Origin of the sequence: Nannocystis bainbridge (genome assembly GCF_028368995.1) — a bacterium.
Taxonomy (GTDB): domain Bacteria; phylum Myxococcota_A; class Polyangia; order Nannocystales; family Nannocystaceae; genus Nannocystis; species Nannocystis bainbridge.
On record NZ_JAQNDL010000001.1, the window covers coordinates 829,375 to 853,055 of the forward strand.

Below are 23,681 nucleotides of genomic sequence, written 5' to 3' on the forward strand. Positions count from 1 at the left end.
CGAGCTCCTCGCGCCCGGCTCGGCTTCAGAACCGCAGCGCCCCGCCCACGAACTCCCACGCCGTCCGCCGCCCGCGACGGTGCTGCAGCGCGTCGACCACCAGCCCGCCCGCGGCCGTCGCCGCCAGGCCGAGGCCTGCGCCGATCAGGCCGAAGCCGGTCATGTAAAGCACCTCGCCGCGCTCGACCGCCTCGCCGACCCACGCCTCGGCCGCGTTGGCAGTGACGAAGAAGGTCGTCCCGTAGGCCAGCGTCGCCACCCCCGCCCCGGCCACCGCGCCGCCGGCGATCGCCTCGGCCGTCCACAGCCGGCGCCGCACCCCCTCGTCGCGCGCCAGCCCCGTCAATCCTGCCACCAACACCCCCGCGCCGAGCCCCAGCGCCACCGCCCCACCGCCGCCCCGCTCGGTCCAGATCGCCAGCGGACGCCGGCAGCCGGCCGCGCTCGCGCCTGTCCCGCAGGACATGTCCTGCAGGACATTGTCGGCACCGCGCAGGCTGATCGCCGTGACCGCCGCCCCGCTGACGATCCCCGCCCCGCCGATCAGCGGCGTGGCGATCGCCCACGAGCGCCGGCGCCGACGCTCGTCCGGCGCGCCCTCGGTCGCCCGCGGCAGCCGCGTCATGTCGGCCGCCAGCGTCGTCGCCTGGCCCTTCGCGCTGGTCACCTCGAGCCGCGCCTCCGCGAAGCCCGGGCGGGCGATCGTCACCACCCAGCGGCCCGGATCGAGCACCAGGGTCGCCGCGCCGCCCTCGAGCAATTCGTCCCAGCGCGCCCGCAGCGTCAGCGCCTCGCCGTCGCCGTCGCGACGGGCCGTCAGCGTCAGCGCCTCGTCGGGGGCCACCGTCGGGTCGACCGCAAGATGCAGCGTGCCCGACTCGCGGACCGCCGACGCCGCCACCAGCTCGGCCACGTTGCGCGCGGTCCGATCTCGAGCTGCCCGCAAGGCCAGGTAACGCCGCGCCGCCAGCCGCGCGTGCGCCATGCGCCCCGCCTGCAACCACGCCTGGCTCGCCAGCAGCAGCCCCTGCGGGTGCCCCCCCGCGCGGAAGCAGGCCTCGCCGCGCCGCGCCGCGCCCTCGACCTGCCCGCGCCCCAGCGCCTCGCCGGCCGCGCGCACGCAGTCGGGCGCCGGCACCAGGACCATCCACAACGACAGCCCGAGCGCGCTCACTGGATCTCCAGCCGCAACGGCACCACCAGCTGCGCCTGCGGCCCCGGCAAGAACCGCGACTTCCCCAGCTCGTCCGCCACGCAGGCCCGCGCCGCCGCCGGCACCGCCCCATCGCCCGCCCGCACGCTCGCCCGCACGACCTCGCCCCCGCTCGCCACCACCAGGCTGCCGGTCAGCGCGGTGCGCCGACCGACGCCGATCGTGACATGCCCCAAGAGACAGGCCAATATTCGCGGCTCGGCCATCAGCGCCCGCGCCTGCCCGGCGATCTTGCGCCGCCGCTCGGCCGCCTCGCCATCGGCCTGCGCCACCGGCACCCACAACGACCCCGCGCCGCTCGCGTCACCGGCCGCCGCTTGCGAGTCCGCCGGAGCATCCGCCGGACCCGCTTCTGCCGCACGCCACCCGCCGTCACCCGCCGCGGAAACGTCACCAGCCCCCGGAGCTCCGCCCTCGACGGCACTCGCAGCCTCACCCTCGACAGCTTCAGCGCCGGGCCCCGCAGCCCCCCGCGCCTCGACACCGACCGCCCCCGCAGCGCCGCGCTCCTCGCCACCGACCGCTCCGCGGCCCTCCGCATCGGGCCCCCGCTCCTCGCCGTCCCGCGGGCCCGCCTCCGCACCTGGCGTTTCGGACATGCGCGAAACGACATAAACCATCGCACATGTCCCGACGACCATGGCCCCGAGGACAGCCATTCGAAGGCCCGGGGCGAACGATCGCCGCGCCTGCGAGCCGGCGCGCGCCACCGCGGCCGAGAACCCTGGCGTTCGGCCCTGCGTCGTCGACCCCGTCGTCCGTGGCGCCTCGCGGATCGTCGACATCCCCGCGTCGCTGTCGCCCGCCGCCGGCTCGCGCGGAGCTAGATCTCGCGGGGCCCGGAGCATCGCCGCCGCGACCGCCCCTGCATCCGCCTCGCCGTCGCCCGCGCCGACCCCACGCCTCGCCGGAGCTCTCGCACGCGCGCCCGCCTCGCCCGCCTCATGCGCCGCCGCGCCGTCGTCTTCGTCGGCGCCCGCAACGGGTCCGCGCGTCGTCTCACCGGTCGTCGCGCTGCTCGTGCTGTCTCGCCACTCGGGCATCGTGCCGAATATACACGCCCGGCGAGCGGGGCGCGCGCAGGCGCGCATCGCGGCATTTGCTGCTACCCTCCGCGCCGCGAAATGCCCGTCGAGCTCCACTTCGATCACGGCACGCTCATCATCCTCGGGGTCCCCGACGGTGACGCGCGGTTGGCTGCGCTCGTGAGCCTCGACAAGCGCACTGGCACGCATCGGGCACCTGCCCACCGATACCGCGCCATCGTCTCGCATCTCCACAACGCCCACATTCCTTACGTCGACAAAGCTCGCATCTACGATCGCCTCGACCTCGCGCTGTCGGGCCCGCTCGATCCCTTCCCGCACCAGCGCGACGCTCTCGCTGCGTGGCGGGCCGCCGGGGGCGTCGGCGTCGTCGAGCTGCCGACCGGCGCCGGCAAGACCATCCTCGCCGTGCTCGCCATCGTCCACACCGGTCGGCCCGCGCTGATCGTCGTGCCCACCATCGACCTGATGTTGCAGTGGCAACAGGTCCTGGGCCACTGGCTGCAGCGCCCCATCGGTCTGCTCGGCGGCGGCAACAGCGACGCCCGCGAGATCACCGTCACCACCTACGACTCGGCCGCTGCCCAGACCGAGTTTCACGGCAACCGCCACGGTCTCCTCGTGTGCGACGAGTGCCACCACCTGCCCGCGCCCGCCTACCGCTTCATCGCCCAGGGTTGCCTCGCCCCGTTCCGGCTCGGCCTCACCGCCACCTTCGAGCGCCCCGACGGCCTCCACAGCGTCGCCGCCGACCTCCTCGGCCCCGTCTGTTATCGGGCCAACATCGACGAGCTCGAGGGCGACTACCTCGCCCCCTACGAGGTCAAGTCACTCGCGGTCGCCCTGAGCGAAGAAGAGCAGGCCCGCTATGACGAGGCGCGCGCCCTCTACATCGATTTCCTGCGCGGCAGCGGCGTCAGCCTCGATCGCCCTGGCGGCTGGGCCCAGTTCATCGCTGTCTGCCACCGCAGCGAGGACGGACGCCAGGCGTTCGCCGCCTACCGCGAGCAGAAGCGGATCGCCTTCACCGCCGAGGCCAAGATCGAGGCCATGTGGCGCCTGCTCCTGCGTCACCGCCGCGACCGGATCCTCGTGTTCACCGAGGACAACGACACCGTCCACCGCCTGTCGCGCCTGTTCCTCCTGCCCGTCATCACCCACCAGACCCCGCCGAAGGAGCGCGTCTCGCTGCTGGCCCAGTTCGCCTCCGGCGCCCTGCCGGTGCTGCTCACCTCCAAGGTCCTCAACGAAGGCGTCGACGTCCCCGACGCCAACGTCGGCATCATCCTCTCCGGCAGCGGCTCGGTCCGCGAGCACGTGCAGCGCCTCGGGCGAATCTTGCGCAAGAAAGAGGGCAAGCGCGCCACCCTCTACGAGCTCTGCACCGCCGTCGCCGCCGAGCACGGCGTCAGCGAGCGCCGCCGCCAGCACCGCGCCTACCAGAAGGAGCCGCAGCCCCGCCGCGGCCCCGCCGTCCTGCGCCCCGGCCCGCTCGACCAGATCCCCGGCGACATGGCCGATGCACCAGGTCCTTCAGAACATGTCTCCGAAGACATGTCCGAAGCGCCACCCCGTCCCCGCTCGACCGCCGAGGGCGAATGCTGACCTCCGCTCCGCCGCCCTCGCTCGCGCGAGGCCACCTCACCGCCGGTTCGCCTCGCCAGACCCGGGAGGGCGAATGCTGACCTCCGCTCCGCCGCCCTCGCTCGCGCGAGACCACCTCACCGCCGGTTCGCCTCGCCAGACCCCGGAGGGCGAATGCTGACCTCCGCTCCGCCGCCCTCGCTCGCGCGAGACCCCCTCGCCGCCGGTTCGCCTCGCCAGACCCCGGAGGCCGAATGCTGACCCGCGACCTCCTCGTGTTCCGCCGGGTCAAGGGCGAGCGCCTGCGCCCCACCTTCGTCGACCCTGACGACGACGATCACCTGGCCACCGCCGGCGCCCTGATCGAGCTCCTCAGCCACGGCGCCGGCGAGCCGCGCGGCGCCGTCGACGAGGCCGCCGACGCCATCTGCGGCGAGGCGCGCAAGGTCAAGGTCGCGCGCGGCCTCTACAAGCTGCTCACCGACCGCTGCGAGTGGGACGACCCCGGCGACACCGCCATGAGCCTGCGCGCCGTCGCCTTCGCCCGCAGCGCCGAGGTCCTGCGCGACCTGTCCGAAGCGTCCTCGCTGTCCGACTACCTGGCCGCCATCGCCGCCGGCCTGCCGCGCCCGCTCGCCGACGTGCGGGCCCACCTCTACGACGACCTCGCCGAGCACCGGCGCCTGCTGTCCGCCAAGCTGCCGACCCCGGCCGCGCTGCTGGCCCGCTACAACCTCGCGCTGGCCCAGGGCCTCGTGCTCTACGCCGGCAGCCTCGACGTCCGGACCACCAGCCCCGGCCCGCTCGAGCTGCGCAAGCTGCTGCGCTGGCTCCGCTTCTCACGCCTGGTCGCCGACGTGCGCCGCGACGGCGACGGCTGGCACCTGCGGATCGAAGGCCCGGCCGCGCAGCTCGACATGCAGAAGAAGTACGGCCTGCAGCTCGCTACCTTCCTCGGCGCCGTCCCGGTGCTCGGCAAGTTCACCGTCGAGGCCGACATCGACCTGCCGCGCCAGTCTCGCGGCCGGCTCTACCTCGATCACAAAGACCCGCTCCGGGCGCTCGACGACGGCCCGCTCGGCCACATCCCGCCGGAGATCGAGCTCGGCATGGCGAGCCTCGGCGACGCCCGCTGGACCCTCGAGCCGATGCCCGAGCTGCGCCACGTCGGCGCCGCCGGCATGTGCGTGCCCGACTTCGGCCTGCGCGACGCCGCCACCGGCAAGTGCGTCGCCGTCGAGCTGTTCCACCGCTGGCACCGCCACGCCCTCCTGCGCCGCCTCGAGGAGCTCGCCGCCCGCCCCGACCCGCTCTTCCTCGTCGGCGTCGACCTCACCCTCGCCAAGGACGAGGCCCTCGCCGCCCGCCTCGCCGCCGCCCCCCAGGTCTTCACATTTAATAAGTTTCCGACCTGGAAGCGCCTGCAGCCGCTGCTAGAGCCGCTCGGCAGCCTGCTCTGAACGCCATGCCCCTCGGGACATGTTCTAAACGACATGCACATTCGCCCATGTCGTTTAGAACATGTTCAATAGGACATGTTCAATAGGACATGTTCAAGGATCGCCGAGCTCCTCGCGGTCCGCGCCGCGCTCAGGCACGCGAGCCCGTCGTCGTCGCTCGATGGTCCGCATGACGCCGCGAGCAGTCGCCAGTCCCCGAGCTCGTCGTCGTCGCTCGATGGGTCCGCATGACGCCGCGACCCATCACCAGGCCCCCGAGCTCGTCGTCGTCGCTCCATAGTCCGCAGGACGCCGCGAGCCGTCACCAGACCCCGGATTCGTCGGTCCTGGCGCACATGCCCGATCGGCCATCTCGCCCCGGACCGCGCTAGCGCGCTCACCCTGGCGCGCTCACGCTTGCGGGTCGAGGTTGTCGCGCACCATCTCGGTCGTGCGCGCGATCGCCTCGATCTCCTGCGGCGAGAACCCGGCGAACGCGCGGTCGAGCAGCGCGTTCGACACCTCGAGCAGCTTCGGCAGCGCCGCGTAGGCGCGGCGGGTCGGTCGCACCAGGATCGCACGGCTGTCGGTCGGGTCGGACGTGCGCTCGACCCAGCCCACGCCTTCGAGCGCGCGCACGAAGCGGCCGACCGTCACCTCCGACAGGCCCATCAGGTTCGCTAGCTGGCGGGCCGTCTGCGGCGCGCGCTCTTGAAACAGGTGGATGAGCACGCCGAGCTGCGCTGGCGTCACGTCCTGGAGCCCCGACTCGACCAGCAGGTCCGCCACCTTGCGCTCGAGCTCGCGGTGGATCCGCGACAGGTTGAGGTACGCCTCGCTTTGCAGCCGCCGCAGGCGCAGCTCGGACCCGGTCGTCGCCATCGACCGCGCTTTCTACCAGAGCCGCGGCGCCGCAGGCTGCGCGTCCGATCGTCACCGCCGGCGCGCGCGAGCTGACAAAATGTCACGCTTACGCACCGGTCCACGTGTGGCAAGCCGCGCCACGTCAAACTCCCGCGAGGTCTTCACGTGTGGCATCCTGGTTGCACAGCCGTCGAGCGCTGCCACCGCCTATGCGTCCGCACGACCTTTCGCGTCCTGCTGCTCTCCTCCTCGCCGGCCTGTGCGCCCTCGGACCGTCCGCCGAAGCCACCGCCCAGACCCCGCCCCCGAGCGGCGGCACCGGTTCAGGGGCCTCGTTCCCGCCGGCCGACGCGTTCACGATCCAGTACTGGCTCGTCAACGAGAAGGGCAACTTCCTCCGGCCGCTGACGGAGAAGTACTTCAATCAGTTCATCAACCGGGCCCGCTGCCAGTGCGGGCAGCAGATCGGCGTCATCATCCGCCTCAAGAAGACGATGGCGGCCTATTCCACCGGCGAACAGCTCCAGAGCTTCGTCGGCACCCAGTGCTCGACCGCCGAGACCGCGCTCGCCGGCCAGTTCCGCCGCTGCGCCCAGTTCGGGGCCGAGCTGGTGTCCACCTATCAGCAGGGCATCACCACCTCGTTCCACCCGATCTGGCTGGCCAACGGCGTCAATCCCGACACGCCCTCGCGCAATCCGGGCGAGGCGTTCACCGCCGGCAAGTGCGACGCCAACGTCACCGGCGAGGCCGGCGTGTGGATGTGCGCGCCCAACATGAACAACATGGGCAACTGCCAGGCCGACGAGTTCTTCGTCCAGGGCGCGCAGAACATCAACCTGCCGAGCAGGACCGGCGGCATCAAGTACGACTTTCAGCCGCCGCTGCTCAAGATCACGAACTTCACTGCCGAGCCGGGTGACAACGCCGTCGTCCTCAGCTGGCAGGCTGGCTCGGGCGACGTCAACGGCTTCCGCATCCTGTGCGAGGACGCCGCCACCGGCCAGCCCGTCGCGGGTCTTGCGAAGCCCTTCGCCCACCCGTACGAGACCATCCCCAACGGTCAGTTCTACTTCACCAAGGACAACCTCTGCCCGAACGGCCCCTTCAGCACCTTCAACTCCGGTGAGGACAACCCGCTCGGCACCACCAGCGACGGTGACGACAGCGACACCGACGGCATTGGCGGCACCGACTCGGTCGGCGACTCCGCCGGTGACACCGACGGCAGCGAACCGAACACCGAGTGCGGCAACGAGATCATCGAGGCCGGCGAAGAGTGCGACGACGGCGATGCCAACGCCGATGACGCGGCGTGCGGCAGCGACTGCACGCGCAGTCGCTGCGGGGACGGTCGAGTCCAGGCCGACGTCGAGGAGTGCGACGACGGCAACGACGAGGACGGCGACGCCTGCACGAACGCCTGCAAGAACGCCATCTGCGGCGACGGCAGCCTCTGGGTCGGCATGGAGAACTGCGACATGGGCGCTGTCAACGCCGACGGCGGCGCGTCCCCATGCAACACGGAGTGCCAGGTCGTCGACTGCGCCAGCATGATGAACGGCTGCCCCGAATGCGGCGACGGCGTCCTGGTCGCTCCCAACTGCGATGACGGCCCGCTGAACTCCGACCACGCCACCTGCAAAAACGACTGCACGTGGAACGTGTGCGGCGACGGCTTCGTGTTCAGTGACCCGCCGGACGGCGGCATCCCGGAGGAGTGCGACGACGGCAACGACGATGACACCGACGCTTGCACGAAAGAGTGCCTGCGGGCCGTCTGCGGCGACGGCTTCTTGTGGGCGGGCGTCGAGCAGTGCGACGACGGCAACGACATCGACGACGACGATTGCGCCAACAATTGCCGCGAGCCCGCCTGCGGCGACAACATCGTCCAGTCCGGCGAAGAGTGCGACAACGGCGTCAACAACAGCGCCACCTCGAGCTGCAGCCCCGATTGCAAGTTCACCGCCAGCCCGGGGATGTTGAACCTCGACTGGCGCTACGTCTGCAGCGACCACATCCCGTTCAGCACCAAGAGCTACCGGATCCGCGGCCTCGAGAACGGCAAGGAGTACAACTTCCTGCTCGTCCCGTACGACCTGATCGGCAACCCCGCGCCGGTCGACAACATCGTGCGCGCCATCCCCGTCGCTACCTACGACTTGTGGGAGCAGTGCGAGGAGGACGGCGGCATCTGCGGCGCCTCCGGCTATTGCAACGTTAGCGACGAATCGGGCGGCGGCCTGGCCCTGTTCACCGCCCTCGCAGCATTCGGCATCGGCGGCCTCGGCGTCGCCAACCGGAGAAGGAACCGCGCGTGATCGCCTTCGCCTTGACCCTGGTCGCCGCGCCCGCGCCGGCCGACATGACGATCACCGGCGACGCCGGCACTCCTCCGCCGCCGCCGGCCCAGGGCGCGAGCGTCCCGCCCGCGCCTGCCCCCGAGTCCAGCTCGCCCGGCACGACCCCCGGCGAGACCCGCCAGGGCGAGCTGTTCGGCCCGCCCTACGGCTCGCGCGTCGGCGAGAAGCGCGAGGGCGAGGTCTGGCGGCCGATCGAGGGCCCCACTTACGACAAGCAGCCGGTCCCGAGCGAGTCGGCGGTCACTGGCCAGAGCAACCCCGACCTCACCGACAGCCTCAGCAAGAAGAAGCAGGCCCCACCGACCGGCGAGAGCCGGCAGCGGTTCGCGCTCGAGGTCAAGATGGGCCCGTATCTGCCCGACGTCGACCGCAACTGGAGCGGCGAGGGCTTCGGCCCCTACGCCAAGGTCTTCGGCGAGACCGACTCGCGCGGCATCACCATCGGCCCGCCGAAAAAGAGCATTTACGGAGGTCTCGCCTTCGAGTGGCAGATCACCAAGAAGCTGGCCGGCCCGATCGGCATCGGTATTCAGTGGACCATGGCCCGCGACAAGGCCCAGGCCCCGCTCGCCGAGCCCCCGGACGAGGGCCCCACCCGCAGCCGCGCCGACACCGTGCGCTTCACCGTCATGCCGATCGCCTTCCAGGCGGTCTACCGCTTCGAACTGCTGGCCGACAAGGTCCGCTGGGCCCCGTTCGTCCCCTACGTCAAGGCCGGCGTCGCCTATGCCTTTTGGTGGACCAAGAACGGCAACGGCAACATCGCCGTCATCAAGGACGGCACCGAGGTCGTCGACCGCGGCCGCGGCGGCGTGTGGGGCTACCAGATCAACCTCGGCATGATGCTGCGGCTCGATTTCCTCGACCCCGGCACCGCCCGCACCTTCGACCGGATCTCCGGCATCAACCACACCTACATCATCGGCGAGTGGCAGCTGACCCGGCTCTCGAACTTCGGGCGCAAGGACAGCATGAACCTCGGCGACAGCACCTGGATGATCGGACTCGCCACCGAGTTCTGAGCCGGCCTGCGCGTCAGGACATGTGCATGAGGACATGGCCTCTTGCACATGTCCTGATGCACATCCCCTGAATCAATAGCCCTACATGTCCCTCGGGACATTGTCGGCACCGCGCCTCAGCGGTACACGTGCCCTTGCGCTTGCAGCGCGGCCTCGATGCGCGTCAGCTCGCGCAGGATCGCCTCGATGCGCACATCCAGCGTCGGCCGTCCGGGCAGCTTCAAGCGGGCGCGCTCGAACGCCCCGTTCTCGGCCTCCATCGCCCCGCGGATCGCCCCAGCGCCGGCCCCGAGCGCCTCGAGCTCCTGGCGCTCGTGCGGCTGCAGCCCCTCGATCATCGCCAGCCACAGCCCGACCTCGCGGCTGGCGTCGAGCAGCACCGCGTCGAACCCCTCGACATCGTCGTCGGTGCGGGTCAGGTCGGTCGCCAGTTGGTCGCGCACCGCTTGCAGCGGCGACTCGAGCCAGATCCGCAGCGTCCGCGTCTCGCGGGCTACGCGGGCCAGCGTCTCGCTCAGGTGGGCCAGCTGCAGCGGCTTGTCCTGGCCCGACTCGAGGTAGCGGCGGGCCGCCGCGTCGGCGCGGCGCAGGCGGATGAACCCGTAGCCGACCAGCAGCACCGTCACCGCGGCGATGAAGAGCGTCTCCATCTCACGCGGCGGCGCCGCCCGGATCGGCGGGGGCTGGGGCGCGCATCGTCGCGACGCGCGCGCAGGTCACGGACGTGTAACGTGACGCATCGCCGGGCGCGGCGCCGGGCGTGCGCTCGGAGCCCGACGGCGCGGTCACGGACATGCCGCCGCGTCGCGTCTCGACGGTGGATCCGAGCTCGGGCGGCGCCGCGGACATGGGCTCTGCATCATAGCGCCGAAGCCTCGCTACCGTGACCGCCCCGCCGGTCCACCCGCGCGACGCGCCGTGCTTTCGGCCACATCGCTGCGGGTGTACGCTCGGCGCACCGTGGCCACGCCCAAGAAGTACCGCTGCCTCGTCTGCGAGCACATTTACGACCCCGTGGAAGGCGATCCCGGGAGCAACATCGCCCCCGGGACGGCGTTCGAGGACATCCCGGAGGACTGGTACTGCCCGGACTGCGGCGCCACCAAGGCGGACTTCGAGCCCATCGAGGGGTGAGTCCGGGGCAGGCCGCCCGCGTCCGGACCTGGCTCTTGGGACCTGTCCGGATGAGCTCGCCGAGACCTGCGGGCGCGGCCCTCGTCACGCTGTTCAGGCGCGCCCCGGGGCGCGCTTCGATCGTCGTCGGGCGAGCCGAGCGCCGCCTGCGCGGGCGCGCGCCGATGCATGGGTCCACACTCCCCCAGCCATCGCGGACGGCCGCCGTTCGCCAGCCTGCAGGGTTTCACGACAGGCTTCGAGACCCCAACGCGGCGCACGTCCGTCCGAGTTTGCTCTGGACGAGGAACCGTAAACCTTGCACCCTGGAGGGCGTGACGACACGTGCTCCACGGGTCTTGGTTGTTGAGGACGACGCGGCGACGGCCAGGGTGGTCAAGGGCGCGCTGACCGAGGCCGGGTTCGTCGTCGAGACCCTGGACAAGGGCTTCCTGCTGGTCGCCGTCGTCATGCGGTTCCAGCCCGACATGGTGGTGCTCGACCTCAACCTGCCGGACATGCGGGGCGACACGGCCATGAAGATGGTCCGGCGGGCCACCAACGTCGGCGGCAAGACCCTGCCGGTGGTCATCCTCAGCGGCATGCCGATCGAGCAACTGATGGAGATCCAGGGCCACCTGGGCGCCGTGGGCTGCATCCAGAAGCCGGCCTCGCTCGACACCATCGTCGACCGCCTGTGCCAGCTGCTGTCGTGGCCGCGCAAGGATCGCAAGCCCGAGGCCGCTACCTGACCGGCCGGGCGGCCGTCCCCATGCTGCCTGTAAGGACATGTCTCTCCTGGCATGTCCCAAGAGACATCCGAAGAGCGACCGCGAGCTCGCCGCCGTGTAGATAGAGCTTGTGGCGAGCGGCGCGCGCCATGAATCTCGGCGGATGCATTTGCCTGCCCTGCGGTTCACATCGCGAATTTGCGCCCTCTCCCTGCTGCTCGCCGCCTGCGGCGACGACCTCGGCGTCGGGACCGTCACCGACGGCGCGACGAGCACGAGCACCACGTCCACCGTCACCACCGACGACTCGACGAGCGAGCCGCTGCCGACCACCACCGATCCGACCACCGGCGGCACGGCGACCGACGGCGAGTCGACGACCGATATCACCACGTCCACTACCGACGAGACGACTTCCACGACCACCACCGAGACCACGTCCACCACGGACGAGACTTCGACGTCCACCACCACGGACGAGACGACGACCACCACCACCACCACCGGCGACGCCGTGTGCGGCGACGGGGTGGTCGACGGCGGCGAGGAGTGCGACGACGGCAACGACGTCGACGAGGACGCCTGTACCAACGCGTGTATCTTCCCCGTCTGCGGCGACGCCATCGTCAACGGCGACGAGGCGTGCGACGACGGCAACGCCATCGACGAGGACGCCTGTACCAACGCCTGCGCGCTCCCGGTCTGCGGCGACAACATCGTCGGCCCCGACGAACAGTGCGATGACGGCAACGTCGACGGCGGCGACGGCTGCGACCCCGAGTGCCAGCTCGAGCCGATCGAGCCCGTCACCTTCGAGTTCACGGGCGCGATCCAGGAGTACCTCGTGCCGCCCGGCGTCACCCAGGTGAAGCTCGAGGCCTGGGGAGCCGCCGGCGCGACCCCGACCAACAACCTCGCCGTCTGCAACGGCAACCCCGACAACGGCGGCAAGGGCGGCTACGCCGTCGGCGAGCTCACCGTCACGCCCGGGGACGTGCTGAAGATCCACGTCGGCGGCGCCGGCGGCCTCGGCAACGCACCCGGCTGGAACGGCGGCGGAGGCAGCTGCGGGGATCCCTCGACCTGCTCGGGCGGCGGCGGCGCCTCCGACGTGCGCACCGCGGCCGACCTCGCCTCGCGCGTCCTCGTCGCGGGCGGCGGCGGCGGGGCCGAACACTCATGCGGTGGCCAGGGCGGCGGCGCCGGCGGGGGTCTCGTGGGCGCGGCCGGGTTGGGCGGGGACTTCGTCACGGGCGACGCCCCCGGCGGCACGCAGCTCGCCGGCGGCGCCGGAGGCCTCGGCGCCGGCAACCAGAACGGCACCGCCGGCGCCGCCGGCGTCGGCGGCAACGGGGCCACGAGCCTGCACGCGGGCGGCGGCGGCGGCGGCTGGTTCGGCGGCGGCGGCGGCGGCCAGGACGGCCACGGCGGCGGCGGCTCGTCGTTCCTCGGCACGCTCACGAACGCCAGCACCACCCCCGGCCTGCAGGCCGGCGACGGCAAGATCGTCGTCACCCCGCTGATCTGAGCCGATCCTGTCCGCCAGGACAGACTGCACGGATGTCCTGACAGCCATGTCCTTCAGGACATCCTGAGACCACCCGGCCGTCGCCGCGCCGCGGATGTCCTGATGGACATGTCCATGCGGACATCCCCGCGTGGGATGATATGTCCTTCAGGACATCTTATCCGCGCGGGCCGCTCGACCTCGATCCGCCCGCGCAGTTCCGCGCGGCTCTACCTGTCTGAAAGGCCAGCTCGTTCGCGGCCCTGCTCGCGGGGGAGCGCACGCCGGCGCGGCGCCTCGCGCGGATCGCCTGCGTTAGCATCGCTCGATGTCGGTCCGCCGCCGCGCCCTTGCGTTCGCCGTCCTGCCGCTGCTGCCTGGCTGCTTCAGGGACGACGGCGCCGCCCTGACCCAGACCGCCGCCTCGCTCGAGCCTGGCACCTCGACCAGCACCGGCCCCACCACGGGCACCACCGGCGCGATCGATCCGACCACCACCACCAGCGGCGAGCCCGACACCGCCACCACCGACCCGGACACCACCGGCACCACCGCGCCGCCGCTGTGCCCCGGCGAGATGCAGTGCACCCCCGGCGAGGTCATGGACACCGGGGCGCTGTGCGAGACGTGCGGCCGCGTGCGTCGCACCTGTCAGGACGACTGCACCTGGGGCGCCGACGCGTGCTTCGACGACCCCACCTCGTGCGCCTACTGGTACTTCGACGAAGTCCAGCTCGGCTGGGAGCGGATCGCCCTGCCCCAGCCGCCCCCGCGCCACGCCCCCGCGGCCCCGGCGATCGCCGCCTTCGATCTCCACACCCACGACCAGATCTTCGTCCTCACCGCGACCACCTACCACGTGCTGCGCGGCAGCGACGGCAGCTGGCTCGCCTCGGGGCCGCTGGCCGACGTGTTCCCCGGGCTGCCGTTCCCGCTGCTGCAGTCGTACGCGGTCTACCAGCCCGACTTCGATAACTACATCGTCTACGCCGTCGGTGACCCGATCGCGCGGCTCTACTCGTTCGCCGTCGTGCCGGACGGCTTCATGACCGAGTACGCGACCGAGGACGCGTGCTGCGGCTCGTTCACCCAGCTCGTCAACCCTGGCACCCCCGCGGCGGTGCGCGACCTCTTCATCGACCTCACCCCGCCGTTCTCGTGGGTGGGCGGCCAGTTCTACGCCACCTGCGTCGACGAACTCCTGCCTCTCACCCAATACGCCGCCTGGGTGACGCCGACCGACGTGTTCGTCCAGGACCTCGCCTTCTGCTTCGAGATGGTCGCGCAGAGCCCGATCGCCCAGTTCCCGCCGTTCGCCGCCCCCGGCGCCCCGCCCGGCGAGCGGATCGGCGGCGTCGCCATGCTCGGCGAGCGCCTCTACGTGTTCGCCGGCGAGTGACCTGCCCCTTCGGACCTTTCCGATTCGCCCTGTTCGTTCGCACCTGTTCTTTCGAGCCTGCGCGAAAGGACAGCCCACGGCAGGCACAGCGCCGCCGCCACCCCACACACCCCCGGCGCCGCCGCCCCGAGCGCCCCCAGGCCGCTGTACAGCCAGCCCGCGGCCACGTCCCCGCCGCGGTACACGGCGGTGTCGATCAGGTGCTTGGCCTTGTACTTGGCCTCGCGCCCGGCCTGGGTGAACAGCACCTCGCGGGCCGGCTTGGCCAGCGAGAAGTCGGCCGCCCGGCGCAGCACCTGGAACCCGATCAGCACCGCCAGCACCGGCGACGTCGCCAGCACCACGAAGCCGATCAGCGAGATCACCGGCAGCAGCGCCAGCGTCCAGCCGACCCCGAGCCTGGGGATGATGCGCCCGACCGCCAGCCCTTGCAGCGCCACGCTGATCGCGTTGACGGCCAGGTCGGCCCTGGCGAACAGCGCCGTGCGCTCGGCCGGGTCGGCGATCGCCGCCTTGACGATGCGCGCCTGCTCGAAGTAGGCGAACGTCGCCGTCGTGGTCAGCAGCAGGATCCACAGCGAGATCCCGCGCAACCGCGGCGAGCGGGCGATCAGCACGAACGCCGCCAGCGCCCCGCCGCCGATCGGCCGGGCGTCCATCGACATGACCTCCTGGACATGTTCCGAAGAACCTGTCCGAAGCGACCGCATCAGCCCGCGCGCGCACGCGATCGCGCCCTCGAGGAACAGCGCTGCCAGCAGCACCAGCGCCGGCGCGCCGAGGTGGGGCACCAGCGCCGCGGTCAGCAGCGGGCCCAGGATCGCGCCCGCGCTGCCGCCCGCCGCCACCAGCCCGAACAGCCGCTCCCCCTGTTCGCGCCGCCACAGATCGGCCATCAGCTCCCAGAACACCGACACGACCAGCAGGTTGTAGACCGCCGCCCACACGAAGAAGCTGCGGGCCGTCCACACCAGCACGGGCCCGTCGGCCAGCGCGAACAGGCCGACGAACCCGAGCAGCACCAGCGCGCAGAAGCGGTACACCAGCGGCACGATCGTGCGCCGGCCGAACCGCGCCACCACCCACGAATAGGCCGGCACCGCCGCCAGCATCACCACGAAGGTCGCCGAGAACAGCCACGGCAGCCCGTCGACCCCGCCGGCCGTGCCCATCTCGTCGCGCAGCGGCCTCAGGATGTAAAACGAGCACAGGGCGCAGAACAGCAGCCCCGCCGACCACAGCGCCCCCGGCAACTCCTCGCGCTGCAGCGGCGCGATCGCCCGCGCCACCCGCCACACCCGGCCATCGACATCTGCCATCGCCGCGATTGTAGAGGACGCCCCCCTCGCCGCCCCCGGCCGCGCAGCGTGCGGGCCCGTCACCGCCTCACGTCGGCGATGCGAAACCCGTGCCCGGGTCCGCGGGTCCCAGCACCACCGAGCCCTGCATGAGCCTCGCACGTCGTCGCTTCCTCCGTCTCGCCAGCGCCGCCCTCGGCCTCGCCGCCTGTCGTCCCGGCCCCGGTGAACAGACCGCCGCGCCCCCTTCGGACGGCGCCCCGCCGCCCGCCGATCCGCCGCTGCGCCCCGAGCCTGTCCTGCTCGGCGGGCCCAAGCAGAAGATCCTGATCCTCGGCGGCACCGCCTTCCTCGGCCCGCAGCTCGTCGAGGCCGCCCAGGCCCGCGGCCACAGCGTCACCCTGTTCAACCGCGGCAAGACCCGGCCCGAGCTGTTCCCCGACGTCGAGAAGCTGCGCGGCGACCGTGACGGCGACCTCAAGGCGCTGCAGGGCCGCACCTGGGACACCGTCATCGACACCTCCGGCTACGTCCCGCGGATCGTCAAGGCCTCGGCCGAGCTGCTGGCGCCGAACGTCCGCCAGTACGTGTTCGTCTCCACCATCTCCGTCTACGCCGACACCAGCAAGCTCGGCATCGACGAGGACGCCCCCGTCGCCGTCGCCCCCGATCCCACGACCGAGGACATCCCGGCCCACTACGGCGCGCTCAAGGCCCTGTGTGAGCAGGCGGCCGAGGCCGCGGTGCCCGGCCGCACCACCGTCATTCGCCCCGGCCTCATCGTCGGCCCGGGCGACGGCAGCGACCGCTTCACCTACTGGCCGGCGCGCGTGGCCGCCGGCGGCGAGGTGCTCGCGCCCGGCGATCCGAGCACCCCGGTGCAGTTCATCGATGTCCGCGACCTCGCCGAGTTCATCATCGCCGCGATCGAGGGCGGCCACGTCGGCGTCTACAACGCCGACGGCGCGCCGCTGCCGATGGGCGAGCTGCTGACCGGCAGCAAGGCCGCGCTGGCCAGCAACGCCGAGTTCACATGGGTCGATCGTCAGTTCCTGGCCGACAACAAGGTCGAGCCGTGGAGCGACCTGCCGGTGTGGCTCCCGCCCGACCCCGGGTTCGAGGGCGCGGCTACCTTCCGCATCGACCGCGCCACCGCGATCGGCCTCAAGTTCCGCCCGCTGGCCGAGACCGTGACCTCTACAGTTGCCTGGTGGAACACCCTGCCCGAGCCGCGCCGGGCCAAGATGCGGGCCGGCATCACCCGCGAGCGCGAGGCCCAGCTGCTGGCCGCCTGGCACGCCGCCCACCCGGCCCCGGGCAAGCCCAAGGCCAAGAAGAAGAAAGCCGCGTAGGCTGCCCCTCGGGGCATGCCCGTAGAGACATGACCGAAGGGGCATGTCCATCCGGGCATGTCCATCCGAGCATGCCCTGAGGACCAGCCGCGTCGCCGCGGCTCACCGCCTCGCGTCGTCGCCGGCGCGAGGCTCACCGCCCTCGCCTCAGGCGCCGCGCCGGCGCCGGCGCATCAGCCCCACCAGCGCCAGCAGCCCCGCCCCGGCCCAGCCGCCGCCCGCGTCGCTGCGGCAGGCGCAGCCGTCGTCCTGCCCGGCCTGCGGCGAAGTCGTGCCCGAGTCGGGCTCGCCGCTCGAGCTGTCCGTCGCCTCGGTCGTGCTGCTCGCGCTGCCCTCGCTGTCGCTGGTGGTCGGCGTCGCGCCGACGCAGTCGCCCGGATCGGCCACCCACCCGGGGAACGGCGTGTTCGTCACGCCCGAGAAGCCGAGGTTGTCGAGGTCCCAGCCGGGCGCCGCGGTCGCGAAGTCGCTGCCCTGACGGAAGCGCACGCGGACCTCCTTGCCCGCGAACGCCATGCCCAGGTCGACCTCGACGTGGTCGAGCAGCGGGTACGACGGGCTGACGCGCACATAGCCCGGCCGGTTCGACAGCGGGTTGTCGCTGCTGGCGATCGTGCCCGAGTAAGCGGGATCGCCGTACTTCGCCAGGTCCTCCCAGGTCTTGCCGCCGTCGCTCGAGATCTCGACCACCCCGCCGTCCCACGCGAGGATGTTGGCGTCCTGGTCGGGCGACGAGTCGAAGTAGTACGCGTGGTCGAACGAGATCACGAGCGGCTGATCGGCCGCGACCTTCATCGTCGGCGACAGCAGCCAGGTGTCGGACTTGGCGTCCGGGTCGTCGACGTGCCAGCCCGTGCCGCTCGAAGCGTTGGCCAGACGCGCCCACAGGTCCTTGCCGCCGGTCCCGCTCGCGGCCCACAGCGTGTCCGCGGCCTCGACGTCGTCGACCGACGACGAGGCCGCCATCGGGTCGCCGTTCAGCACCACCTTCAGCTCGCGCACCGCCTCGGCCTCGCAGCCGCCCGGCGTCGTCATCTTGAGCGAGAACGTCGCCGCCTCGACCCCCGGCAGCGCCTCGGGCAGCGCGAACGGGAGCTGCAGGGTCGCCGAGCTGCGCGGCGCCAGGGTGTCGAGCGCGATCGTCGTCTCGCCGGCGAACGTCACGCTCGGGCTCGAGCTCGAGATCGTGAGCTGCGCCCCGGCCAGGTCGGCGCCGCCGAGGTTCTCGATGGCAATCGTCAGCAGGCCGGGCTCGCCGACGTCGACCACCCCGTCCTGGTCGCACGACATCGTCGCGTCGTCGACCGTCGCCGCCGCCAGCACCCCGAGCGGCCGGACCTCGAAGTCCTCCATCACCCCGTCGAACAGCAGCGAGTCGCGCGTCGGCGCGACCGCGCAGGTGCCCGCGCCGCGGCGGGCGAACGCCGTCGCCGCCGCCGCGAAGTCGCCCGGGTCGGCGACCGCCATGGCCGCCAGCAGCGCGTCGCGCTGCTCGGTGTACGTCGGCCCGACCGGCGCCATCATCATGCCGGTGACGACGTAGTCGCTCATCGCCCGCCGCACCTCGTCGAAGCTCTTGCGCCCCGCGTTGACCTTGTGCAGCGCGACGTAGACCTCCCACAGCATCGTCGCCCACACCTCGCCGGCGTTGTGGACCTCGTAGTTGGGCGCGCCGAACACGTCGTTGATCGGGTGCTGATCGGGCAGCGGCTCGCCGTCGGCGATGTGGCGGAAGGTCAGCGCGTTCTTGGTGATGTCGACCGAATACGGCACCCGGCGCACGCCGAAGTAATGCGTCGGGTCGGGGCCGGTGTAGTTGGCGTCGGCGTAGGTCCCGTCGAGATCGTCACCTGACCGCAAGGCCATGTGGATCGCCAGGAAATCGCCCCAGCCCTCGCCCTGGGCCCGGCACTGCATGCTGACGCACTCGACCAGGCGGTTGTGGATGAAGTGGCCCCACTCGTGCGCCACCACCAGGTTCTCGATCGTGCCGTCGCGCTCGGGCGGGCTGTTGCCGACCATGTGGGCGGTCAGCGGGCCGTTTTGCAGCTGGGCCTTGAGCGCGTCGCCGTCGCTCTTCGACAGGCCCTGGCCCGGGATCGTCGGGTCGTCGATCATGTGATCGGGCCCCGGCGGGTAGGCCGGCTGGTCGGCGAGGATGTCGGGATAGATGACGCCGACCGCCCCGGCCGCCTCGGCGAGGTTGGCCTTGAGCTCGAAGGCGCAGGTGCCCCGATCGATCAGCGCGATCTTGCCGGTGAGGTCGTTCTGCGGCGGCTCGCAGCCGTCGCTCGGGCTCTTGCCGGCGCCGTCGTCGACCACCACCAGCTCGGCGGTGACGTCGTAGATCTTGGGGCCGAAATCCGCCTGACCGACCTCGAACGGCGCGTCCTCGATCGTCAGCGACAGGTCGGTCGAGGCCGCGCTGTACACGAACATGTGCATGTGCGACGGCTCGCCGTCCTCGAGCGTCACCATGTACGCGTTGTCGCGCAGGCCGTCGAACACGCCGTCCTGGGCCAGCGTCAGCAGCGGGTCGCCGCCCTGCCCGCCGCGGCCGAAATTGTCGGCCTGGGCGTTGCCGGCGCCCTCGTCGAAGCCCGAGTCGTACCACCAGTCGTGAAGGTAGTTGGTGACGTAGAACAGCTGCGTGGCCGCGGCCTTGCACTGCTCTTCGCTGGCGCCCGGCTCCTGCGTCAGGTCGTAGGCGCGGTCGAACACGCCGGGCGCGGTGACCGACGCGCGGAAGTCCTTGGCGCCGATCTTCTGGTCGCCGGCGCGGTTGCAGAACGCGTCGACGTTGTTGCCGACGGTCTCGGTGGCCCCGGGCGGCAGCCACGGATCGGGCTCACCCTCGGGGTTGGTGTTGAGGCCCTCGATCGTCACCAGCACCGGCGCCGGACCGATCATCGGCGCGCCGGTCGGCTCCCCGAGCGGGTGCGGCGTGTAGTCCTCCATCGGCCCGTCGAGCGGGCGGTGATCGCCGTCGTCGTCGGCCCACACGCGGTACGCGTAGGCGTCGCGCTGCTTGGCGTCCTGGCGCTCCAGCACCCGCCCATCGTCGGCCGCGATCACGTAGAGGAACGCCTCCGGCTGGCCGCCCGCGGTCGCGGCCTGGACCTCGACGCGGTGGGCCGGCACCAGCGATCCTCCGACCGGGAAGTACACCGGCCGCACGCGGGCCGGCCGCGACAGCGTGAGCCCGGCCGGCGCCTTGGCCAGCGTATACGGCACCCGCCCCGCGGCGTCGGCCGCCCGGGTCGCGACCCACCTGTCCGCCGGGACATATACGCCGAACAGGTCGCGCAGGGCCGCCGTCACGCTCTCGGGCGCGCTCACGGCCGCCGCGCGGGCGCTGCTGGCCACCGCCGCCGGGTGCGGGCTGCCCCCGATCGCGCGCAGGCCGAGGTCGCGGCCCAGCAAGATCTTGATATCACCGTGAAGGACATCGACGCCGGCGACCGTCGGCCGCAGGATCACCACGATCCCGCCGCGGCCGGTGTCGTGGACGTGGACCAGGCGGACATCGGCGAGGGCCGCCCGCGGCGCGGCATAGACGTGGCGCAGGCGCTCCAGGTGGTGGCGCGCGGCCTGCTCGGGCGAAGCCCCGCGCGGGGCCGGGCCCGTCGCCCACACGAACGACGGCACCCCGGCGTGCCGCGAGGCGACCACCACGTCGCTGGCGACCCGCCCGGCCACCGTCGGCGCCGGCGACCCGGACGCATAAACGGGCGCGAGCGCGGTCGTCAGTGTCAAAAGATATCCGCAGGGGACGAAGCCTATCCTCGATCGATGGTGCATCGGCGCCGAGCTTAGCCAATGGACCTCCCGTGTCGAGCCGCGTCGGTACGAGCCGCCGCGGGCGTGGCCGCGCGCCAGAGCTGCGACGCGCACCGACCTGACCGTTCGTACAGATGCTGCGTGACCCCATCGCCCGACGGTCGCGCTGCGTCGCCGCGGTGGCCTCGACCGCCACGCCCGAACAGTCGGCCCGCCGCGCGGCCCTGCCCACGTCCGCGGACAACGCGCCTAACCGCCCGCAACCCCGGCCCGCGCGTGCAACTGGCGGTACCGTCGCGTCCGCGGCGGTTCTGCGGCATCATGATCGGCGTGCTTGGATTTCACCCTTATCGATTCCTACCTGGCCTTTTGGTCATATGCGCCTGTCCTGACGAGAGCACCGTGCCCGGCCCCCTCGACACCGACGCCAGCAGCGACGGCAGCGCGAGCGTGGGGGCCACCACTGGGCTGTCCGACGCTTCAACGACGACTTTGGGGCCGACCGACCCCGACTCTACCCCGACCACCAGCGACACCGTGGACCCGACGTCCGTCGGCACCGGCGGCGGCGACGGCTCGACCACCTTCGATCCGCCCGCCGCCTGCGGCCCGCCGTGCGACGACTTCTCGGCGCACGAAGGCACCGTGACGCTCGGCGGCGGCGGGGCCAACTTCGCCTGCGTCAACCACATCGACGGCGACCTTTACATCGGCGCCAACGCGACGCTGCAGGAGATCGCCAGCCTCGGCAACCTCGAGTGGGTCGAGGGCGCGGTGACCATCGCCGGTAACCTCGCGCTCGCCGATCTGTCGGGCCTCGCCTGCCTGCGCGACATCGAGGCGCTGAAGCTGACCGGCATGCCGCAGCTCGCCGATCTCGACGCCCTGGCCCGCCTGCGCGTCGCCCCGCGCCTCGAGTTCGAGCGCCTCGGCATCACCGCGCTGCCGAGCTTCGCCCCCGAGTTCGCCGGCGTCGCCTCGCTGGTGCTGCGCGACAACGACGCGCTCGTCGACCTCCACGCCGCCGCCAATTGGGGCGCCGCCGGACCGCTCGAGCTGCGCATCGAGAGCAACGCGGCGCTGGCGAGCATCGCCGGGCTCGCCGGGCCCCTGGCCGACAACGGCGCCGGCACGGTCCACCTCGCCCTGCTCGACCTGCCCGAGCTGACCTCGCTGGTCGGCCTCGAGCCGCTGCTGCAGGCCGACCTCCACTTCGAGCGCCTGCCGAAGCTCACCGACCTCGCCCCGCTGTCAGGCCTCCTCAGCGGCGGCCAGATCGTCTTCAACGCCTTGCCCGCGCTCACCGACCTCGAAGGCCTCGGGTCGCTCGTCACCGTCGGCACCTTCACCCTCGGCGACTGCTCCCACGGCGACGACGGCGGCCTCGATCACCTGGCCAGCCTCGCCGGCCTGGACAGCCTGGCCGCGGTGGGTCACTTCGCGCTGGCCGACAACGACCAGCTCGCCTCGCTGGCCGGCGCCCCGCAGCTCGGCGCCGTGGGCGGCTTCTCCTCGGTCGGCAACCCGGCCCTGATCCAGAGCGACTACGACGCGTTCTTCACCCAGCTCGAGGCGGCCCCGTGGGGCTGCGTCGGCGACTGGGGCCGCTGCGAGTGCTTCCCGGTCAACCCCGGGTGACCGATCGGACATGCCCTCCGGGGCATGTCTCAAGGCGCATGTTCTTCGGGACCTGACCTCCGGGGCATGTCCCTCGCGCCACCCTCGATCAGCAGCAGCGCGGCGGCGCACAGCTCGAGGTGGCCGTGGAAGCGGGCCATGCGGAAGTAGCCGTGGCAGGCCGCCATCAGGTCGCGCGCGGCCCACAGCGCCAGCGCGGTGGCGACGGCGATCGCGGCCCACAGCAGCGGCCGGCCCATGTCGGCCTCCAGCCCGGCCCAGCGGGCCCGGTAGGTCGGCGGGGTCGCGCGCGCGCGGTCCTCGTCAGGCAAGAGGCCCAGCCACACGCCGTAGTGGATCGTCTGCGCGAAGCAGAACAGCAGCACCAGCCGCAGCGCCCACTCCGGGCCGACCCCGGGCGACAGCCGCCACACCTGGTACTGCGGGCCCATGCCGCCGCCGAACCACTGCAGCCCGCCGCTGGCGCGCACGGCCGCCAGCGCGACGTCGCTGACGAGGAAGGCGCTGGCCAGGGCCATCAGCGCCAGCGGCAGCCAGTGCAGCCGCGACTTCCGCGGCCGCCACGCCCACCACAGCAGCACGGCGATCGCGTTGTGGAGGTGGGCGAACACGACGTCGCCGGTGCGCCCGAGCGCGGCGAAGCTGCCGGCCAAGCCCGCGACCATCACGACCCCGAGCACGCGCCGAGCGGGGCTCGCCCGCGCGACCGCGGCCGCCAGCCCGGCGGCGAGGAAGCCCCACAGCAGGTGGCCGCCGAGCGCGACGTAAGCGAGCGGCGGCCCGGCCAGGACCACCAGCGCCAGGCGCCGGTGATAACCTGGCCGAACGAGCATGTACCGAAGGTCAGCCACGAGGTGCGGCACGCCCCACACCAGCGGCCCGAGGATCAGCAGCCACAGCGGCGCGATCAAGGTCGCCGCCAGCGCGGTGCCCACCATCGTCGAGCCGAGCACGGCGATCCGCAGATCGCGGCGACGGATCAGCGGCCGCACCACGGGGCCGAGCCGGCGCAGCCACCATCGCCGCACGAAGTCGGCCGCGCCGATCGGGCCGTGGAGGAGCGTGCTCGTGGTCATGCCCGTCGTCGCCGCCGCGCGGCCCACAGCGCCAGCACCAGCAGCCAGCCGGCGATGTGGCAGCCGGCCTTCTTCGGCGGCGGGCCCGGCGGGATGTCCACGCGCGCGGTCAGCGTCATGCCGGTACGATGGCACACGCGCCCGCGACCGGGAAGCACGCGCCTGCGCGCCGACGCGAGCCCGAGTTCGACGCGACCGCTCGCTCTCCTCCAAACCGCCTTGCGGCCCGGAGAGGTGCGCCGGCGCGGGCGAT

The 23,681-nt window shown here is 72.2% G+C and carries 19 protein-coding genes; 10 read left to right on the top strand and 9 right to left on the bottom strand.

Annotation, left to right across the window (positions count from 1 at the left end; all coding sequences use genetic code 11):
* Positions 1-25 precede the first annotated feature (25 nt).
* Together POL25_RS03295 and POL25_RS03300 are read right to left on the bottom strand one after the other, a co-directional pair.
* The gene (locus tag POL25_RS03295; protein WP_272084335.1) at positions 26-1,174 is read right to left on the bottom strand and encodes a hypothetical protein; all 1,149 of its coding nucleotides are present in this window, start codon (positions 1,172-1,174) and stop codon (positions 26-28) included.
* Positions 1,171-2,364, bottom strand: coding sequence for a hypothetical protein (locus POL25_RS03300; RefSeq protein ID WP_272084336.1), 1,194 nt, complete (start codon positions 2,362-2,364; stop codon positions 1,171-1,173). The genes POL25_RS03295 and POL25_RS03300 overlap by 4 nt, the downstream gene beginning before the upstream one ends.
* Here POL25_RS03300 and POL25_RS03305 point away from each other — a divergent pair.
* Positions 2,338-3,864, top strand: coding sequence for a DEAD/DEAH box helicase family protein (locus POL25_RS03305; RefSeq protein ID WP_272084337.1), 1,527 nt, complete (start codon positions 2,338-2,340; stop codon positions 3,862-3,864). The two genes, POL25_RS03300 and POL25_RS03305, sit on opposite strands and share 27 nt — an antisense overlap.
* Positions 3,865-4,097: 233 nt before the next feature.
* Complete coding sequence (locus POL25_RS03310) at positions 4,098-5,303, top strand: DUF790 family protein (protein ID WP_272084338.1); 1,206 nt, start codon at positions 4,098-4,100, stop codon at positions 5,301-5,303.
* A 390-nt stretch (positions 5,304-5,693) separates the two neighbouring features.
* Here POL25_RS03310 and POL25_RS03315 read toward each other — a convergent pair whose 3' ends face one another.
* Entirely contained in the window at positions 5,694-6,164 is a 471-nt protein-coding gene (locus POL25_RS03315) for a MarR family winged helix-turn-helix transcriptional regulator (RefSeq protein WP_272084339.1), read from the bottom strand.
* A 191-nt stretch (positions 6,165-6,355) separates the two neighbouring features.
* Between POL25_RS03315 and POL25_RS03320 the strand changes: the two genes are divergently transcribed.
* Both POL25_RS03320 and POL25_RS03325 read left to right on the top strand, forming a co-directional pair.
* Positions 6,356-8,470: a DUF4215 domain-containing protein gene (locus POL25_RS03320; protein WP_272084340.1), complete on the top strand. Its 2,115-nt coding sequence runs from the start codon at positions 6,356-6,358 to the stop codon at positions 8,468-8,470.
* Positions 8,467-9,534 (top strand): MXAN_2562 family outer membrane beta-barrel protein, encoded by a 1,068-nt coding sequence (locus POL25_RS03325; protein WP_272084341.1) that lies wholly within the window; start codon positions 8,467-8,469, stop codon positions 9,532-9,534. Before POL25_RS03320 ends, POL25_RS03325 begins: the two co-directional genes overlap by 4 nt.
* A gap of 116 nt (positions 9,535-9,650) precedes the next feature.
* On the opposite strand, the gene POL25_RS03330 is transcribed toward POL25_RS03325, so the two are convergent.
* Entirely contained in the window at positions 9,651-10,184 is a 534-nt protein-coding gene (locus POL25_RS03330) for a hypothetical protein (protein ID WP_272084342.1), read from the bottom strand.
* A gap of 1 nt (position 10,185) precedes the next feature.
* Complete coding sequence (locus POL25_RS03335; protein ID WP_272084343.1) at positions 10,186-10,383, bottom strand: hypothetical protein; 198 nt, start codon at positions 10,381-10,383, stop codon at positions 10,186-10,188.
* Positions 10,384-10,494: 111 nt separating this feature from the next.
* Here POL25_RS03335 and rd point away from each other — a divergent pair, with 111 nt between their 5' ends.
* From rd to POL25_RS03355, 4 genes are all read left to right on the top strand, one after another.
* Positions 10,495-10,668, top strand: coding sequence for a rubredoxin (gene rd / locus POL25_RS03340; protein ID WP_272084344.1), 174 nt, complete (start codon positions 10,495-10,497; stop codon positions 10,666-10,668).
* A 314-nt stretch (positions 10,669-10,982) separates the two neighbouring features.
* The gene (locus POL25_RS03345) at positions 10,983-11,399 is read left to right on the top strand and encodes a response regulator (RefSeq protein WP_272084345.1); all 417 of its coding nucleotides are present in this window, start codon (positions 10,983-10,985) and stop codon (positions 11,397-11,399) included.
* A 142-nt stretch (positions 11,400-11,541) separates the two neighbouring features.
* Entirely contained in the window at positions 11,542-12,906 is a 1,365-nt protein-coding gene (locus tag POL25_RS03350; RefSeq protein WP_272084346.1) for a glycine-rich protein, read from the top strand.
* 307 nt (positions 12,907-13,213) lie between these two features.
* Complete coding sequence (locus POL25_RS03355; RefSeq protein ID WP_272084347.1) at positions 13,214-14,284, top strand: hypothetical protein; 1,071 nt, start codon at positions 13,214-13,216, stop codon at positions 14,282-14,284.
* Here POL25_RS03355 and POL25_RS03360 read toward each other — a convergent pair.
* Positions 14,263-15,603, bottom strand: coding sequence for an NTP/NDP exchange transporter (locus POL25_RS03360; protein WP_272084348.1), 1,341 nt, complete (start codon positions 15,601-15,603; stop codon positions 14,263-14,265). The genes POL25_RS03355 and POL25_RS03360 overlap by 22 nt on opposite strands.
* 128 nt (positions 15,604-15,731) lie before the next feature.
* Between POL25_RS03360 and POL25_RS03365 the strand changes: the two genes are divergently transcribed.
* Entirely contained in the window at positions 15,732-16,934 is a 1,203-nt protein-coding gene (locus tag POL25_RS03365) for an SDR family oxidoreductase (RefSeq protein WP_272084349.1), read from the top strand.
* Positions 16,935-17,081: 147 nt separating this feature from the next.
* Here POL25_RS03365 and POL25_RS03370 read toward each other — a convergent pair whose 3' ends face one another.
* Positions 17,082-20,690, bottom strand: coding sequence for a M36 family metallopeptidase (locus POL25_RS03370; RefSeq protein WP_272084350.1), 3,609 nt, complete (start codon positions 20,688-20,690; stop codon positions 17,082-17,084).
* A gap of 426 nt (positions 20,691-21,116) precedes the next feature.
* On the opposite strand from POL25_RS03370, the gene POL25_RS03375 reads away from it, so the two are divergent.
* Positions 21,117-22,352 (top strand): hypothetical protein, encoded by a 1,236-nt coding sequence (locus POL25_RS03375; protein WP_272084351.1) that lies wholly within the window; start codon positions 21,117-21,119, stop codon positions 22,350-22,352.
* A gap of 29 nt (positions 22,353-22,381) precedes the next feature.
* Here the strand turns inward: POL25_RS03375 and POL25_RS03380 are convergent, their stop codons facing one another.
* Positions 22,382-23,428 (bottom strand): hypothetical protein, encoded by a 1,047-nt coding sequence (locus POL25_RS03380; protein WP_272084352.1) that lies wholly within the window; start codon positions 23,426-23,428, stop codon positions 22,382-22,384.
* Positions 23,425-23,547 (bottom strand): hypothetical protein, encoded by a 123-nt coding sequence (locus POL25_RS03385; protein ID WP_272084353.1) that lies wholly within the window; start codon positions 23,545-23,547, stop codon positions 23,425-23,427. The genes POL25_RS03380 and POL25_RS03385 overlap by 4 nt, the downstream gene beginning before the upstream one ends.
* Between the last annotated feature and the right edge of the window lie 134 nt (positions 23,548-23,681).

Bases quoted from the DNA above. Each gene is read 5' to 3' on its own strand.
- POL25_RS03305 (WP_272084337.1), top strand. From the start codon at position 2,338: ATGCCCGTCGAGCTCCACTTCGATCACGGCACGCTCATCATCCTCGGG.
- POL25_RS03310 (WP_272084338.1), top strand. From the start codon at position 4,098: ATGCTGACCCGCGACCTCCTCGTGTTCCGCCGGGTCAAGGGCGAGCGC.
- POL25_RS03315 (WP_272084339.1), bottom strand. From the start codon at position 6,164: ATGGCGACGACCGGGTCCGAGCTGCGCCTGCGGCGGCTGCAAAGCGAG.
- POL25_RS03320 (WP_272084340.1), top strand. From the start codon at position 6,356: ATGCGTCCGCACGACCTTTCGCGTCCTGCTGCTCTCCTCCTCGCCGGC.
- POL25_RS03330 (WP_272084342.1), bottom strand. From the start codon at position 10,184: ATGGAGACGCTCTTCATCGCCGCGGTGACGGTGCTGCTGGTCGGCTAC.
- POL25_RS03335 (WP_272084343.1), bottom strand. From the start codon at position 10,383: ATGTCCGCGGCGCCGCCCGAGCTCGGATCCACCGTCGAGACGCGACGC.
- POL25_RS03350 (WP_272084346.1), top strand. From the start codon at position 11,542: ATGCATTTGCCTGCCCTGCGGTTCACATCGCGAATTTGCGCCCTCTCC.
- POL25_RS03355 (WP_272084347.1), top strand. From the start codon at position 13,214: ATGTCGGTCCGCCGCCGCGCCCTTGCGTTCGCCGTCCTGCCGCTGCTG.
- POL25_RS03360 (WP_272084348.1), bottom strand. From the start codon at position 15,603: ATGGCAGATGTCGATGGCCGGGTGTGGCGGGTGGCGCGGGCGATCGCG.
- POL25_RS03365 (WP_272084349.1), top strand. From the start codon at position 15,732: ATGAGCCTCGCACGTCGTCGCTTCCTCCGTCTCGCCAGCGCCGCCCTC.
- POL25_RS03380 (WP_272084352.1), bottom strand. From the start codon at position 23,428: ATGACCACGAGCACGCTCCTCCACGGCCCGATCGGCGCGGCCGACTTC.
- POL25_RS03385 (WP_272084353.1), bottom strand. From the start codon at position 23,547: ATGACGCTGACCGCGCGCGTGGACATCCCGCCGGGCCCGCCGCCGAAG.